Annotated in this window: 16 protein-coding genes; 6 read left to right on the top strand and 10 right to left on the bottom strand. The window is 53.2% G+C overall.

The annotated features are described in order from the left end of the window. Nucleotides 1-281: 281 nt before the first annotated feature. On the top strand, nt 282-1187 hold the full coding sequence (locus OGX81_RS08330) for a carbamate kinase (RefSeq protein ID WP_104868211.1): 906 nt from the start codon (nt 282-284) through the stop codon (nt 1185-1187). A 133-nt stretch (nt 1188-1320) separates the two neighbouring features. On the opposite strand, the gene fbaA is transcribed toward OGX81_RS08330, so the two are convergent. The 3 genes from fbaA to epd form a co-directional block, all read right to left on the bottom strand. After that, on the bottom strand, nt 1321-2400 hold the full coding sequence (gene fbaA / locus OGX81_RS08325; protein ID WP_012135034.1) for a class II fructose-bisphosphate aldolase: 1080 nt from the start codon (nt 2398-2400) through the stop codon (nt 1321-1323). 100 nt (nt 2401-2500) lie between these two features. After that, complete coding sequence (gene pgk / locus OGX81_RS08320; RefSeq protein WP_024130932.1) at nt 2501-3664, bottom strand: phosphoglycerate kinase; 1164 nt, start codon at nt 3662-3664, stop codon at nt 2501-2503. 81 nt (nt 3665-3745) lie between these two features. Beyond that, nucleotides 3746-4765 (bottom strand): erythrose-4-phosphate dehydrogenase, encoded by a 1020-nt coding sequence (gene epd / locus OGX81_RS08315; RefSeq protein WP_104868210.1) that lies wholly within the window; start codon nt 4763-4765, stop codon nt 3746-3748. Between the two features lie 374 nt (nt 4766-5139). Between epd and OGX81_RS08310 the strand changes: the two genes are divergently transcribed. From OGX81_RS08310 to OGX81_RS08290, 5 genes are read left to right on the top strand one after another with little or no spacing between them, the layout of a single operon-like run. Further along, on the top strand, nt 5140-5565 hold the full coding sequence (locus tag OGX81_RS08310; protein WP_012135038.1) for a PPC domain-containing DNA-binding protein: 426 nt from the start codon (nt 5140-5142) through the stop codon (nt 5563-5565). 25 nt (nt 5566-5590) lie between these two features. Continuing rightward, nucleotides 5591-6169, top strand: coding sequence for an ECF transporter S component (locus OGX81_RS08305; protein WP_012135039.1), 579 nt, complete (start codon nt 5591-5593; stop codon nt 6167-6169). Continuing rightward, complete coding sequence (locus OGX81_RS08300; protein WP_012135040.1) at nt 6169-6876, top strand: energy-coupling factor transporter transmembrane component T; 708 nt, start codon at nt 6169-6171, stop codon at nt 6874-6876. The genes OGX81_RS08305 and OGX81_RS08300 overlap by 1 nt, the downstream gene beginning before the upstream one ends. Next, entirely contained in the window at nt 6864-7541 is a 678-nt protein-coding gene (locus OGX81_RS08295; protein ID WP_058668070.1) for an energy-coupling factor ABC transporter ATP-binding protein, read from the top strand. The genes OGX81_RS08300 and OGX81_RS08295 overlap by 13 nt, the downstream gene beginning before the upstream one ends. Further along, nucleotides 7535-8242, top strand: a complete 708-nt coding sequence (locus tag OGX81_RS08290) for an energy-coupling factor ABC transporter ATP-binding protein (RefSeq protein ID WP_110123757.1) — start codon at nt 7535-7537, stop codon at nt 8240-8242. The genes OGX81_RS08295 and OGX81_RS08290 overlap by 7 nt, the downstream gene beginning before the upstream one ends. Here OGX81_RS08290 and OGX81_RS08285 read toward each other — a convergent pair. The 7 genes from OGX81_RS08285 to tkt form a co-directional block, all read right to left on the bottom strand. After that, entirely contained in the window at nt 8175-8909 is a 735-nt protein-coding gene (locus OGX81_RS08285; RefSeq protein ID WP_047461376.1) for a nucleoside/nucleotide kinase family protein, read from the bottom strand. The genes OGX81_RS08290 and OGX81_RS08285 overlap by 68 nt on opposite strands. Next, the gene (locus OGX81_RS08280; protein ID WP_047461374.1) at nt 8906-9415 is read right to left on the bottom strand and encodes an MltR family transcriptional regulator; all 510 of its coding nucleotides are present in this window, start codon (nt 9413-9415) and stop codon (nt 8906-8908) included. Before OGX81_RS08280 ends, OGX81_RS08285 begins: the two co-directional genes overlap by 4 nt. A gap of 15 nt (nt 9416-9430) precedes the next feature. Beyond that, nucleotides 9431-10402: a class II fructose-bisphosphatase gene (glpX, locus tag OGX81_RS08275; protein ID WP_104868208.1), complete on the bottom strand. Its 972-nt coding sequence runs from the start codon at nt 10400-10402 to the stop codon at nt 9431-9433. Beyond that, entirely contained in the window at nt 10399-11676 is a 1278-nt protein-coding gene (locus OGX81_RS08270) for a zinc-binding dehydrogenase (RefSeq protein ID WP_104868207.1), read from the bottom strand. Before OGX81_RS08270 ends, glpX begins: the two co-directional genes overlap by 4 nt. 24 nt (nt 11677-11700) lie before the next feature. Then, nucleotides 11701-13083 (bottom strand): PTS mannitol transporter subunit IIBC, encoded by a 1383-nt coding sequence (locus OGX81_RS08265; RefSeq protein WP_012135047.1) that lies wholly within the window; start codon nt 13081-13083, stop codon nt 11701-11703. 27 nt (nt 13084-13110) lie between these two features. Next, entirely contained in the window at nt 13111-13551 is a 441-nt protein-coding gene (cmtB, locus tag OGX81_RS08260) for a PTS mannitol transporter subunit IIA (RefSeq protein WP_104868206.1), read from the bottom strand. Between the two features lie 313 nt (nt 13552-13864). After that, nucleotides 13865-15856, bottom strand: a complete 1992-nt coding sequence (gene tkt, locus OGX81_RS08255; protein WP_049010273.1) for a transketolase — start codon at nt 15854-15856, stop codon at nt 13865-13867. Nucleotides 15857-16045: the final 189 nt, after the last annotated feature.

Below are 16045 nucleotides of genomic sequence, written 5' to 3'. Positions count from 1 at the left end.
GTGAGGTTTGATGTTTTAACTGAGGCTACCTTATCGGGGGAAAAATCCATTTCATTTGAACAAAATCACACAAAATCCATTGTTATAAATTCCTGGGAACTGACCGCTGCATTATTAAAAAAAGTCTAATAATCATTTTTAAAACAATTTAAATAAAAGAGATAAAAACGCTAAGGATTAGCGAGATATTTTTGTGGGTAAATGAGCTGTCGGTTACATCACATTATGAAAATAACAAGACGATATTTTTACCGCGAGATATTTCGCACAATGAGGTCATCATGAAAAAGAAAATCGTCATTGCCCTTGGCGGCAATGCGTTATTACAGCGCGGAGAAATTCTTAGCGCGGAAAATCAGCAGCGTAGCATTCAGGTATTCGCCAGAATGGCATCCGTACTGGCCCGGGATTATCAACTGGTGATTGTTCACGGCAACGGCCCGCAGGTGGGTCTGCTGGCGTTACAGAATGCGGCCTGTACAGACTCCCCCGCCTGGCCGCTGGATATTCTGGTCGCCGAAAGCCAGGGAATGATCGGTTTTGCTATCGCTCAGGAACTGGCGTCATACACTGGCGGCGCGCCCGTCACAACGCTGATGACCCGCGTGGCGGTCGATCCGCGGGATGACGCCTTTGCAACGCCCGGCAAGTATATCGGCCCGGTATATCAACCGGCGCAGCAGGCGGAGCTGGAAGCGCGCTACGGCTGGCAGATGAAAGCCGATGGCAACTATATTCGTCGGGTTGTTCCCTCTCCAACGCCATTAAAAATTCTCGACAGTGACGCAATACAAACGTTGATAGATGCCGGACATACGGTAATTTGCTGCGGTGGCGGCGGCATTCCGGTTATCGCACAAGACGAGGGATACCAGGGAGTCGAAGCGGTCATTGATAAAGATTTAACGGCCTCGGTGCTGGCGCAGTCTCTCCACGCCGATCATCTGTTGATCCTGACGGATGCGGACGCTGTGTATGAGAACTGGGGAACACCACAGGCGCGCGCGCTACGCCATGCAACGGTAGAAGAACTGGCGCCGTTTGCCGCCCCCGATGGTGCGATGGGCCCCAAAGCCGCAGCGGTGATGCAGTTTGTTAAGCAGACCGGGAACACTGCGTTTATCGGCGCGCTAAAAGATGCGCCACAGATTCTGGCGGGGGAAAAAGGCACCTGCGTGACGCGGTAAACCTCTTTTTGCCGGATGGCGACGCGAAAGCGTCTTATCCGGCCTACGGGAAGCACGGTTGCCAATCGTAATCGCCATCCGGCAAAAAAAATGGCTTCCCGAAGGAAGCCATTTTTACAATCAGCAGGCTGAATTACAGAACGTCAATCGCGTTCAGTTCTTTGAAAGCCTGTTCCAGACGCGCGATCATGGAAGTCTGGCCGGCACGCAGCCATACGCGCGGATCGTAGTATTTCTTGTTCGGCTGATCTTCGCCTTTCGGGTTGCCCAGCTGACCCTGAAGATACGCTTCGTTATCTTTGTAATACTTCAGAACACCTTCCCAGGTCGCCCATTGGGTATCAGTATCGATGTTCATTTTGATTACGCCGTAGCTTACGGAGTCTTTGATTTCCTGAGCGGTAGAACCGGAACCACCGTGGAATACGAAGTTCAGGCTGTTGTGCGGCAGGTTGTGTTTCTTAGAAACATATTCCTGAGAGTCGCGCAGGATGGTCGGGGTCAGAACCACGTTACCCGGTTTGTAAACACCGTGTACGTTACCGAAGGAAGCCGCGATGGTGAAACGCGGGCTGATTTTGCTCAGCTCAGTGTATGCGTAATCAACGTCTTCCGGCTGGGTGTACAGTGCAGAAGCGTCCATGTGGCTGTTGTCCACGCCGTCTTCTTCACCACCGGTGCAACCCAGTTCGATTTCCAGAGTCATGCCCATTTTGGCCATGCGCGCCAGGTATTTGGAGCAGATTTCGATGTTCTCTTCCAGAGACTCTTCAGACAGGTCGATCATGTGAGAAGAGAACAGCGGCTTACCGGTCGCAGCGAAATGTTTTTCACCCGCATCCAGCAGACCGTCGATCCACGGCAGCAGTTTCTTCGCGCAGTGGTCGGTGTGCAGAATTACCGGAACACCGTAGTGTTCAGCCATCTGGTGAACGTGATGCGCGCCAGAGATAGCGCCCAGGATTGCCGAGCCCTGAGGAACGTCGGTTTTCACGCCTTTACCCGCGATAAAGGAAGCGCCACCGTTGGAGAACTGGACGATGACCGGCGCTTTAACTTTCGCAGCGGTTTCCAGAACGGCGTTGATGGAATCGGTGCCCACGCAGTTAACTGCTGGCAGAGCAAAGTTGTTTTCTTTTGCTACCTGGAACACTTTCTGTACGTCATCACCAGTAATTACGCCTGGTTTTACGAAATCAAAAATTTTAGACATGTTTCGTTGTCCTGTATCGTCGGGCCTTAGAAAAAACACGGGCCGCCCTGAATGTCAGCACGGCAATAAATCAACGGGCAGGAATCCCTGCCCGTAACGATTACTTCTTAGCGCGCTCTTCGAGCATTGCTACTGCTGGCAGCACTTTGCCTTCCACGAATTCGAGGAATGCGCCGCCGCCAGTGGAGATGTAGGAGATTTTGTCAGCAATGCCGAACAGGTCGATTGCCGCCAGAGTGTCGCCGCCGCCTGCGATGGAGAACGCTTCGCTGTCTGCAATCGCGTTGGCAACAATTTCGGTGCCTTTACGGAAGTTCGGGAATTCGAACACGCCAACCGGGCCGTTCCACAGAATGGTTTTCGCATTCTTCAGGATGTCAGCCAGTTTCTCAGCGGAAGTATCGCCCAGGTCCAGAATCTGCTCGTCGTCTTTGATGTCGTTAACAGATTTCAGGGTCGCGGTAGCGGTTTCGGAGAACTCGGTTGCTACGCGTACGTCAGTTGGAACCGGGATATCACAGGTGGTCAGCAGGCGTTTCGCTTCGTCAACCAGGTCAGCTTCGTACAGGGATTTGCCCACATTGTGGCCCTGAGCGGCAACGAAGGTGTTTGCGATGCCGCCGCCAACGATCAGCTGGTCAGCGATTTTGGACAGGGAGTCCAGAACGGTCAGTTTGGTAGACACTTTAGAACCGCCAACGATAGCCACCATCGGGCGAGCCGGTTCTTTCAGCGCTTTACCCAGCGCATCCAGTTCAGCCGCCAGCAGCGGACCTGCGCAAGCGACGTCGGCGAATTTACCGATACCGTGGGTAGAAGCCTGAGCGCGGTGCGCAGTACCGAAAGCGTCCATCACGAATACGTCGCACAGCGCAGCGTATTTCTTAGACAGGGCTTCGTCGTCTTTCTTCTCGCCTTTGTTAAAGCGAACGTTTTCCAGAACCACCAGTTCACCAGCAGCCACTTCAACGCCGTCCAGGTAATCTTTTACCAGGCGAACCGGATTGGACAGTTTGTCTTTCAGGTAGTTAACAACCGGCAGCAGAGAGAATTCTTCGTTGTACTCGCCTTCGGTAGGACGACCCAGGTGGGAAGTAACCATCACTTTCGCACCCTGTTTCAGGGCCAGTTCGATGGTCGGCAGGGAAGCGCGAATACGCGCGTCGCTGGTTACTTTCCCTTCTTTAACTGGAACGTTCAGATCCGCACGGATAAAAACACGTTTACCAGCAAGATCCAGATCGGTCATCTTAATTACAGACATGGTGAATCCTCTCATTGATTCATAAAGTTTTGCAGACGTCATGCGCTTCATCCTTTTGAAGGATTTTGCGCATGGAATGTCCTACTTGAAACCAACTGCGGCCATCGCTAACGTCGTGTCGAGCATTCGGTTAGCAAAGCCCCATTCATTATCGCACCAGACCAATGTCTTGATCAGGTGGGCGCCACTGACCCGTGTCTGGGTGCCATCAACGATGGCGCTATGCGGGTCGTGGTTGAAATCTATCGAGACCAACGGCAATTCCGTATAGTCAACTATACCATGAAATGCCCCATGTGCTGCTTTTTGCAGCAACTGGTTGACTTCATTGGCTTTTACCGGCTTTTTCACCGTCACGCTTAAGTCGATCGCCGTCACATTTATGGTCGGTACGCGTACCGCAATCGCCTCAAAACGGTCGTTGAACTGCGGGAAAATTCGCGTAATGCCCGCCGCCAGTTTGGTATCAACCGGAATAATCGACTGGCTGGCGGCGCGGGTGCGTCGCAGATCGGAATGGTACGCGTCGATCACCTGCTGATCGTGCATGGCGGAGTGGATCGTCGTGACGGTTCCCGACTCAATGCCGTAGGCATCATCTAACAATTTAATGACGGGGATGATGCAATTCGTGGTACAGGACGCATTCGATACGATGCGGTGTTCCGCACGCAATTGATCCTGGTTCACGCCAAACACGACGGTGGCGTCAAGATCGTGGCTGCCGGGATGTGAAAAGAGCACTTTTTTCGCGCCAGCGGCAAGATGCGCCTCGCCGTGTTCACGATTACCGTACACGCCCGTGCAATCCAGCACGACATCAATACTCAGTTCGCGCCAGGGGAGCGCATCCAGCGTTCGCTCGTGCAAAATGCGAATCGTGTCGTCGTCGACGATGAGCTGCTCGCGCTCCTGGCGAACATCCCATGCAAAACGTCCATGGCTGGTGTCATATTTCAACAAATGCGCCATGCCCGCAGCATCCGCAAGTTCGTTGATTGCCACCACGCTGATTTCCGCCCGGCGTCCTGATTCATACAAAGCACGAACCACGTTACGCCCGATGCGACCAAAGCCATTAATCGCTACGCGTACGGTCATAGGTCTCCTGCAAGGCTATCCCGATTCAGATGAGGCTGACAGAGTAATCCAGCAAATCGTCGAGGAAAACCTTACCTGTCGCAAACTGCGACTGATTGATTATTTGTCGAACATTTAATCGACTGAAACGCTTCAGCTAGAATAAGCGAAACGAGGAATAAAAGGAATGATTGTCCAGTCAAAGAAGCCAGTTATCTGACCTGCATCACACTTTCGTCCCCTTCAGCGCCCAATTTATTCCATATTCCAGAATGGCGAATAAGCGTAGCAATATCTTTTCGTTGCCGCGTCACAAATCCTGATTTATATCAGGAAGTACGTGAGCCAGCGTCTATATTATCAGCGCTACGTCCGAGTCTCGGAGTCCCCAAACCATGACAATGCCGCCAGTTCCCTCATCTGCCGCACGCTTTTATGCGCTGCGCCTGCTTCCCGGCCAGGAAGTTTTTTCACAACTACACGCGTTCGTCCAACAGCACCAACTGCGCGCCGCGTGGATAGCCGGGTGTACCGGCAGCCTGACTGACGTCGCGCTGCGATTCGCCGGGCAAGAGGAAACCACCCTGCTCACCGGAACGTATGAGGTCATCTCCCTGAACGGCACGCTGGAACTCACTGGCGAACACCTTCATCTCTCTGTTTCCGACCCAAAAGGCGCAATGCTGGGCGGCCATATGATGGCAGGCTGTACCGTTCGCACCACGCTTGAACTGGTCATCGGAGAGCTTAACGCGCTGGCGTTTAGCCGCCAGCCCTGCGCTGTTTCCGGTTATGAAGAACTGGTTATCTCACCCCGTTAACGTTTCACTCAGTAAGAGGTTTTCTATGGCGCGTCGCCAGTTTTCCAGCCAGTCCCTGGCTTTGATCGTGATTGCTATCGCCATCAATATGATCGGCGGACAGCTCATCAGCATGTTGAAGTTACCGGTTTTCCTCGACTCCATCGGGACGTTGATCAGCGCCGTCCTGCTCGGCCCGATAGTCGGCATGTTAACCGGGTTGCTCACCAATGTACTCTGGGGATTATTAACCGATCCCATCGCCGCCGCCTTTGCGCCGGTCGCGATGGTGATTGGCCTGGTCGCCGGTTGGCTGGCGCGTGCCGGATGGTTTCGCACCCTGCCAAAAGTGGTGGCCAGCGGCGTGGTGATTACGCTGGCGGTCACAGTTGTCGCCGTGCCGCTGCGAACTACGCTGTTTGGCGGTGTGACCGGAAGCGGCGCCGACCTGTTTGTCGCCTGGATGCACTCTGTCGGTCAGAACCTGGTGGAGTCCGTTGCGATTACCGTCCTGGGGGCGAATCTGGTCGATAAAATCCTGACCGCGATTATCGTCTGGGTGCTGTTGCGCCAGTTGCCATTACGCACCACGCGCCATTTCCCAACGATGTCGCCCGTGCGCTAATGCACCCTTTTACCTCGTTAACGCTCTGGGCGCTGGCCGCCTGCACCACGCTGCTGCTTCCTGCCGGCATGGCGCTCACGCTGTACAGCGCGGCGACGTTTCTCTGTTTACTGGGGATAAGCGCCACGCGCCCGCGGGCGAAATATGTCGCGTGGCTGATGTTTTCTCTGGGATTCGGCCTATGGCTGGTACACGGAGGCTGGCTGACCGAGTGGATCAGCGGCCAGCCGCGCGATCCGCAACGCTGGCAACACGCCGTCACGCTCTGGCTACGGATTCTGGCGATAGTCTCCACCTCACAGTTGTGGATGCAGTACGTGCCGGTTCGCCAGTTTATTCGCGCCCTGTTCGCCTCACGCCTGCCGCCGGGTATCGCCTACCTGTTTGCCGGCCCGCTGCTGGTTGTCGAACAGCTAAAACGCCAGCTGTCGATCATTCATGAAGCCCAGCGCGCCCGCGGCGTGCCGCTGGACGAACGTTGGTATCAGCGACTTCGCGCCATGCCTGCGCTTATCGTTCCGTTAACGCACAATGCGCTCAACGATCTGGCGGTTCGCGGTGCGGCATTGGATATGCGGGCGTTTCGTTTACATCGCCGTCGCACCACATTGTGGGCGCCGGAGGACAGCGCCCGGCAACGGGTCGCACGCTACAGCATGATACTGGCGATGCTGGTCGAAACCGGAGTGTGGATATGGTTACGCTAGAGCAGTTCCGTTATCACCCGACACATGCGACGCGCGCCCCGCTGTGCTTCGATTTTCATTACGACACGCCCGGTATCGTGGCGATTTTTGGCAATAACGGCAGCGGAAAAAGTACGCTGGCGCAGTTAATGGCGGGCTGGTTTCCCGATTTTCTTCCCGGCACGATCGACGGCAAAGGCGAACTGTTATGCACGCCCATAGGGCAGCGCTCCCTGGCGGAACACGCGCAAACCATCCAGCTTGTCCAGCAGTCGCCCTGGCTGCAACTTTCCGGCTGTACCTTCAGCGTGGAGGAAGAGATCGCGTTCGGCCCGGAAAACCTTGCGCTCAGCGAGGCGGAGATCCTGCGCCGCGTTGATGCCGCGCTCTCGCTGACGGAATGCCAGCCATTGCGCCATCGCCACCCGGGTACGCTCTCCGGCGGGGAAACACAGCGCGTGGTGATTGCCAGCGCACTCGCTATGCAGCCGAAACTGTTGATTCTTGATGAAGCGTTCAGCCGTTTAACGGCTCAGGCCACGGCGCTGCTGCTGACGCGTTTACAGGACTGGGCGCATACGCAACAGGCGTTAATCATTCTTTTTGAGCGTGACCCCGCCCCCTTTCTCGCCTATTGCGATCGCACATGGCAGTTGCACAACGAAGGATTATCTTTACGATGCTGACGCTAGAACAGGTGACTTTTCGCTGGCCGGGCGCCGCTACTCCCTGCCTTCACGATATCTCACTGACGCTGAACGCAGGGGAATGGCTGGCGCTGACCGGTGATAACGGCGCGGGGAAATCGACGCTTCTGCGCATCATGGCTGGCTTACTCACTCCGTCATCCGGCGACGTGCTGCTTCAGGGAACGCCGATTGCGCAACGCAAAAACCGCGAACGCGCGCAGGTTCTCGGCGTGCTGTTTCAGGAAGCGGAAAACCAGCTTTTTCACAGTAATGTCGCCGAAGAGGTCGCTTTTGGCTTGCGGCTACAAAAGTTGCCGCCGACCGAAATTGCGCAACGCACCGCTACGGCGCTGAAATTATGCGCTCTGGAAGAGGTCGCGGATATGCATCCGTTAGATCTTCATACGGCGCAACGCCGTATGGTCGCCGTTGCCAGTCTTGACGTCATGAGACCAGCAATTCTGATGCTTGATGAACCCAGCCGGGATTTTGACGCCCACTGGCTGGCAATCTTTGAAAACTGGCTCGCGGTTTGCCGACAACGGGGAACCAGCGTGGTGGCGATCAGTCATGACGCCGCTTTTACGCAGCGCCATTTTTCCAGGGTGGTTCGTCTGCATAACGGAGCCATTACTGAGGCTCGTCAGGCAACGCCTGTGCAAGACGATACTCACCCTTTGCCGTCATCTCTAACGTAAGACTCGCAGGTAAGCTGTTTTCCAGCACCCGACAAACGTTAGGCCCGTCGGTACGGTCAAAAAATATCTGCGCCTGCTCTTCGCTCAGTCCTCCTGCCTGTTTACGTGCGATTAAACGGCCGCGCAGCACATCGGCAGGCGCGCGGATAAACAGTGAATAATCGCAATACTGCCGTAGCTCGCGCCAGGACGGCGCGTTATACAACAGCCAGTTTCCTTCAATAATAACGACAGGCGCCGTCACCTGAATGGCATTTTCGACAGGGTCATGCAGCTGGCGATCATATTGAGGCCAGGTTGCATTCTGCTCATGGAGTTGACGTAAATTACTCGCCAGTTTTTCAACGTTAAAGGTTTCAGGCGCACCTTTAGCGGCGCGCAGTTCATGCTCATCCAGCCAGCGATTATAATGATGGAAGCCATCCATCGGCAGCGTCTGGATCGTCGGTAATTCTGGATCGTTACGCGACAGATATTCCCAGAAGGTGGTGAGCGTTGACTTTCCTGTTCCTGGCGGGGCGCTCAGAAAAATAACGGTGCGGCGCTCAGGTGTTTTCGCGTTTAATGTTGCCAGATGCCGTAACAGCGGTTTATGGACATTTTCTACTTCATCGTCATCATACCAGGCGTCGGTCATCAGCCCATTAATCTGGAGCGATATTTTCACGGTGTTAATTCCCTTAATATCGTCGTTACCGCTAAAGCCAGCCCGGTTTTGATCATGGTGACAAAACGTATTTCTGAATAGATGGCGAAATCTGCAAACTTCATTGATTTCAACGAATTGTAGAGTGTAGCATTCGTCGTTATGCTATTGACGTTACTCATAAAATCCCAGGTGATATCATCAGAAAAACGGGGGATTTCACGCTGTTCACGTAAATACTGATAAAACTGAGAAAAGTGAATCACATCGGCATACAGCCATTTATCCATTTTTCCCAACGCATAAATCAAACGTATTGCCACATCAATGTCATCAAGCGGGCCGCTTTGAGCCAGTAACGGCTTCACTGCATATTCGACGATTTCTTCATCGTTATTGACGAATAATGACGGCAGAAAATTTTTGATGGCCTGCAACAGGATGTCATTTGCGGTTGCCATAAACGAAAGTAAATTATCCTGAGCGTCCAGTTGCTCAAGTACATCATCTTCTGTCAACGTCGTCATGCGTTTCTCGATAAATCACCAGCAATGCAGAGAGTCTATTATATTACACGTTCGATCGATGCCGCCGATCAGTAATGTTTGCGTACTGACGCCATTTTCCGTTTTCTGCACGCCATGTAACAGATCGCCTCCCGTTACGCCCGTTGCTGAAAACAGAATATCCTGGCTTCCCACGAGTTCATCCAGCGTATAAACCCGGTTCACCGCGACACCCATTTGCTTACAGCGACGTAACTCATCGTTCGCGATCAATCGGTGTTTCGCCGTTTCACCTTTCGCCTGACAAAAGTCAATCAACTCAGCCTGCATATCACCATCAAGCGCCTTCACGGCGCAGGCTGATATCACCCCTTCCGGCGCGCCGCCAATAGCGTACATCACATCGAACGGATGATGTTGCTGGCAGGTTAATACGCTGGCGGCGACATCGCCATCCGGCAAGGCAAACACCTTGACGCCAAGCTGCGCGGCCTGCTGAATAACCGCCTGATGGCGCGGTTTATCCAGCGTCGCCATACGCAACGACGTGAGCGGCTTATTCAGCGCAGCGGCAATATTACGCAGGTTCTCTTCCAGTGATAACGCGAGGTTAATCGCCCCTTTCGCCTGACGGTTAACCACCAGTTTGCGCATATACATGTCAGGCGCATGCAGCAGGCTCCCCTGCGGCGCCAGCGCCATCACGGACAACGCATTATTCTGCCCCATCGCCACCATGCGCGTTCCCTCAATCGGGTCGACGGCGATGTCCACGCTCGGCCCTGTCCCGGTTCCGACCTCTTCACCGATATACAACATCGGCGCATGGTCGATTTCGCCTTCGCCGATAACAATTTTGCCCCGCATGGCGACTTCATTTAATGACTGACGCATGGCTGTCACCGCCAGTCCATCGATTTTGTTTTTATCGCCGCATCCGGTTTGCGGCCAGGCAGCAAGCGCTGCCTGTTCCGTAATCCGAAAAAGCGGCCACGCCAGAGACATCATGCCGCCGCCTCCCCAATATCTACGCCAAACTGCGCCAGCAAATATCTCTCCGCGTTTTCATTCCAGATGCCGTGCGTCTCTTCAACCAGACGCGCCAGCGCTTTGAATAACGGGTCGGTTTTTCCTTTTTCGGCAAAATCGGCGATAGCGGTCAGCGGCATGGTCACGCCGTTATAAATGAGTTTTTTCCCTCCCGGAATATTGGGCAGGTTAAGCACCGTTTCCGGGACGGCATCCAGCCCGCCAATGTGCGTTACCATAAATGAAGGCTGTAGTTGCCCTGTGGCGCTCAACGCAATGGCCTCTTTCATGTCATCGGTCGAACCGCCGGACGTTCCCACAACATGGGTACTGTTGTAATGCACGTTGTAGAAGTTAAACGGAACCTTAAAATCTTTATCCGTTGGGCCCGCGAAAAAGTTCAGACAACCGTCTTCAGCCAGCAGTGTATCGGCCATTTCCACCACCGCCGGGACGGCGGCGTAAACGAAAACGTCATCGAAACCCGCATCTTCCGTTAGCGCACGCAGTTTTGCCGTCGGGTTTTCCATGCCGCAGGTATTCACATAAACAAGCTCAATCCCCTTCGCCGCCGCCAGCTCGACCGGCAGCAGTTTTTTCGCTTGTGACAGACGGGCTTCATCAATATCGACCACCACCACTCGCGAAGGCTGGATACCACCGTTGATGGCATAATCAATGGCGCCGATCCCCATCGGCCCGGCACACGCCAGAAGCGCAATATTACCGCCGGGTTTCACCCCCATGCGGTGCTCATAAACATAAGGCGTCGTGTGGTAGTTCGCATTGTATGCGCCGATAATACAGCACATGGGTTCTGCCAGTGACGCCGCCGCGAAATAGGAGCCGTGATACGGTAAAACACAGCCGAGGTTAATCGCCAGCTCAGGAATAATCATATACGTCGCATTGCCGCCAAAATATTCATAGCTATATCCCGCTGAATATCCGCTGGGCAACCCCATCGCCGGTTGCAACACAAAGCGTTGTCCCTTTTTATATTTATCGGTCAGGTTTTTCCCCACTTCAACAATAATACCTGCACACTCATGACCAGTAATAACCGGGTGATTCTCTAAATAATCAGGCACACGTTTATGCTCGCTACCTAACGTGGCGGCTTTCCATGTCGATAAACACACGCTGTCTGATATTACACTCACTAACAGTTCATTATCTGTAATTTCAGGCAATTCAAACTCGCGGATGCGAACATCCTGCTTACCATAAATAGCAGCTACTTTGGTCTTCATAGTTACTCCGAAAAATTGATGATGCTAATCCGCGATGAGTTTTTTAAATAATTCATCCAGCAGTGGGTCACCGATGTAATTTTTAATTAACACCGTGGGCTTATTACTCACACGCTTAACGCGGCCCTCAAGGCTGGCATGCGTCACGATAATATCGGCGTCATCAGGAACATTTTCGATAGCATGATGAGCCACCGCAATCACCAGACCGGCTTTCTCCAGACGCTTACGGAATGTCGTTGCCCCCATCGCGCTGGAACCCATTCCGGCATCGCAGACAAAAGCGATACGTTTAATATTCTTATAAGAAAATGCGCCTTCCTGTTTCATTGCTTTCACGGCTTTCGCAGACTCTGCGAAATGGTCTTCTTCATTCTCCGTTTCAACGCTCTTTTCCATTTTCAGGATGATCGAAGTCACGATGAAGGTCACCAGCGTTCCCGCCGTTACACCCGCGATCGTAGCCAGGAAAGATCCTTTCGGCGTCAGCGCAAGGTACGCGAAAATCGAACCCGGACTTGGGCCTGCAACCAGTCCACCGCCTAACAGATTAAACACCCAGGTTCCCGTCATCCCGCCAGCGATCATCGCAATCAGCGTTAACGGTTTCATCAGTACATACGGGAAGTACAGCTCGTGAATCCCCCCCAGGAAGTGGATGATCATCGCTCCCGGCGCGGATTTTTTGCTCATACCACGGCCAAAGAAGGTAAAGCCCAGCAGCAGCCCTAATCCCGGGCCAGGGTTAGAGGCCACCATGAAGAAAATCGATTTCCCCGTTTCCGACGCCTGTTGCATCCCTAACGGGTAATAGACGCCCTGATCAATCGCGTTATTCAGAAAGAGAATTTTCGCGGGTTCGTTAATAAGCGACAGCAGCGGCAAATAACCGGCATGCACCAGCGATTCAATACACTCTTTCACAAAATTATTCGCGATGAGCACTGCCGGGCCAATCACCTCAAACCCCAGCAGGCACAGGAGCATCCCGGCAATACCCAGAGAGAAGTTATTAATCACCATCTCAAAGCCAGCGGGAATACGCTTGTCCAGCAGTCGGTCGATATGTTTAATCACCAGCCCACCAAGTGGCCCCATGATCATTGAGCCGAGGAACATAGGAATATCCGCGCCGATAATGACGCCAATCGTACCAATTCCCCCCATCACCGCGCCTCGTTTCCCGCCCACCAGATGGCCGCCAGTAGAACCGATCATTACTGGCAGCAAATAGGTGATCATAGGGCCAACTATTTTGGCGAAATGTTCATTCGGTAGCCAACCTGTTGGAATAAATAAGGCAGTAATAAACCCCCAGGCAATAAATGCGCCGATATTGGGAATGACCATTGCAGTCAAAAAGCCCCCAAAAGCCTGGACCTTTGCACGAGCAGACTTGTGTTCCATAATAATATCCTGTAGAGGAGAAATTAATTATGCGCGAGCAATAATATCCGCTAGCTGTTTTTCAGATGTCGCTGTTAACAACTCAGTAAGAATTTCATCTTCACATAATAATTCACTTAACGCCTGAATAGCGCCAATGTGAGAGTCCGCATCTGCGGCGGATAAACCGATTAATAATTTGATCGGATCATCTTCTGTAAACTTCACTTCTTGCCGGAGGAGTGTTAACGACATCCCCGTTTTTAAAGCACCACATTCAGGGCGCGCATGCGGCATTGCGACGCCTGGCGCCAGAATATAATAAGGTCCATTGGTTAATGTGGACTCTTTAATGGCCTGAATATACCGTGAGTTAACATAATCATGAGAAAGCAGAGAGGACATGGAAAAATCAATTGCTTCGCGCCAGTCAGTCGCTGCATTTTTTATTGCTATTGACGATTCAGGGAAATAATCAATCAGCCGCATAAATTATCCTTATTTATATAGGGTACTGCTTATCGTTAAAAACAAAATACTCGCGCGGCAAAGCGAAATCAATCGAAGGGAAAAATGCGAAGAAGGAGAAAGTGTTTTTTTAGAACTCAATAAAAACAGACAGTTAAAAACATAAAAATAAAAGGCAACCGTATTTATGTGCTATTTATCACAATTACACAAAATCACTAAATATCAAATATGTGAATTAGATCATATATAGCCACTTGTCTGAACGAAATTATTTATAATCCCTTTATAAAAAACGGGCCGCCTGAGCGACCCGTTCGGTGTTGTATCGTGATTACAGCAGTTCTTTTGCTTTCGCGACAACGTTATCAACGGTAAAGCCGAACTCTTCGAACAGCAGCTCAGCAGGCGCAGACTCACCGAAGGTGGTCATGCCGACGATAGCGCCATTCAGGCCCACGTATTTGAACCAGTAGTCAGCGATACCCGCTTCCACTGCCACGCGAGCGGAAACCGCTTTCGGCAGTACGGCTTCACGGTAAGCGGCATCCTGCTTGTCGAACGCGTCGGTAGATGGCATGGAGACCACGCGCGCTTTCACGCCTTCGGCAGACAGTTTGTCCCATGCGGCAACGGCCAGCTCAACTTCAGAACCAGTTGCGATGAAGATCAGTTCCGGCTGACCGGCGCAATCTTTCAGCACATAACCACCGCGCGCAATGTTCGCCAACTGCTCTTCGGTGCGTTCCTGCTGCGCCAGATTCTGACGGGAGAGGATCAGCGCAGTCGGGCCGTCCTGACGCTCAACGCCGTATTTCCACGCCACTGCGGATTCAACCTGGTCACACGGACGCCAGGTGCTCATGTTCGGCGTTACACGCAGAGAAGCCACCTGCTCTACCGGCTGGTGAGTCGGGCCATCTTCGCCCAGACCGATGGAGTCGTGGGTATAGACCATCACCTGACGCTGTTTCATCAGCGCAGCCATACGCACCGCGTTACGGGCATATTCCACGAACATCAGGAAGGTAGAGGTGTACGGCAGGAAACCACCGTGCAGGGAGATGCCGTTAGCGATGGCGGTCATACCGAACTCGCGCACGCCGTAATGGATGTAGTTACCCGCAGCATCTTCGTTAATGGCTTTAGAACCCGACCACAGGGTCAGGTTGCTTGGCGCCAGGTCAGCGGAACCGCCGAGGAATTCAGGCAGCAGCGGCCCGAACGCTTCAATCGCATTCTGAGACGCTTTACGGCTGGCAATTTTCGCCGGGTTAGCCTGCAACTTAGCGATAAATTCATTCGCTTTCGCGTCGAAGTCAGACGGCATTTCGCCTTTCATACGACGGGTAAATTCAGCGGCTTCCTGCGGGAAGGCTTTTGCATAGGCGGCGAATTTCTCATTCCAGACCGCTTCTTTTGCCTGACCGGCTTCTTTCGCATCCCACTGCGCATAGATTTCAGACGGGATTTCGAACGGCGCGTATTTCCAGCCCAGCTGTTCGCGGGTCAGTGCGATTTCAGCATCGCCCAGCGGCGCGCCGTGAGAGTCGTGCGTACCCGCTTTGTTCGGGGAACCGAAACCGATGATGGTTTTGCACATCAGCAGAGACGGTTTGTCAGTAACGGCGCGCGCTTCTTCAACCGCGCGTTTAATCGCTTCAGCATCGTGACCGTCGATACCGCGCACAACGTGCCAGCCGTAGGCTTCGAAACGTTTAGCGGTGTCATCAGTGAACCAGCCTTCAACGTGACCATCGATAGAGATACCGTTGTCATCGTAGAACGCGATCAGTTTGCCCAGCTTCAGCGTTCCTGCCAGAGAGCAGACTTCATGGGAGATACCTTCCATCATGCAGCCATCGCCCATGAAGGCATAGGTGAAGTGATCCACGATATCGTGGCCTGGACGGTTGAACTGCGCCGCCAGTGTTTTTTCCGCAATCGCCATACCGACCGCGTTCGCAATCCCCTGACCCAGCGGGCCGGTGGTGGTTTCAACACCTGCGGTGTAACCCACTTCCGGGTGGCCCGGCGTTTTGGAGTGCAGCTGACGGAAGTTTTGCAGCTCAGACATCGGCAGGTCATAGCCGGTGAGGTGCAGCAGGCTGTAGATCAGCATGGAGCCGTGGCCGTTAGACAGCACGAAGCGGTCACGGTCAGCCCAGGAAGGGTTCTGCGGGTTGTGGTTCAGGAAATCACGCCACAGGACTTCGGCAATGTCAGCCATACCCATAGGGGCACCCGGGTGACCGGATTTGGCTTTCTGTACTGCGTCCATGCTCAGCGCACGAATAGCATTGGCAAGCTCTTTACGTGAGGACATTTTGACTCCAGATCGGATGATGAAGGCCATGCCCTTAACGACTTGACGACAGCGCGTTTTGGGCTACGCCGGAAAAAAGTGCCAACAATGTAACCCAAGCCGCGAGCCATGTACATGGAGCATCCTTTCGCCGCTTCAGAAATCTCCGGATCGTGTTCGCATGTTGCGCAATCTGCTCACCCCCTTGTC

This window comes from Citrobacter sp. CK206 (genome assembly GCF_030333125.1).
Lineage (GTDB): Bacteria > Pseudomonadota > Gammaproteobacteria > Enterobacterales > Enterobacteriaceae > Citrobacter_B > Citrobacter_B koseri.
The sequence above is the reverse complement of the archived record's forward strand: the minus strand, read 5'-3'. Positions and strand labels throughout refer to the sequence as shown.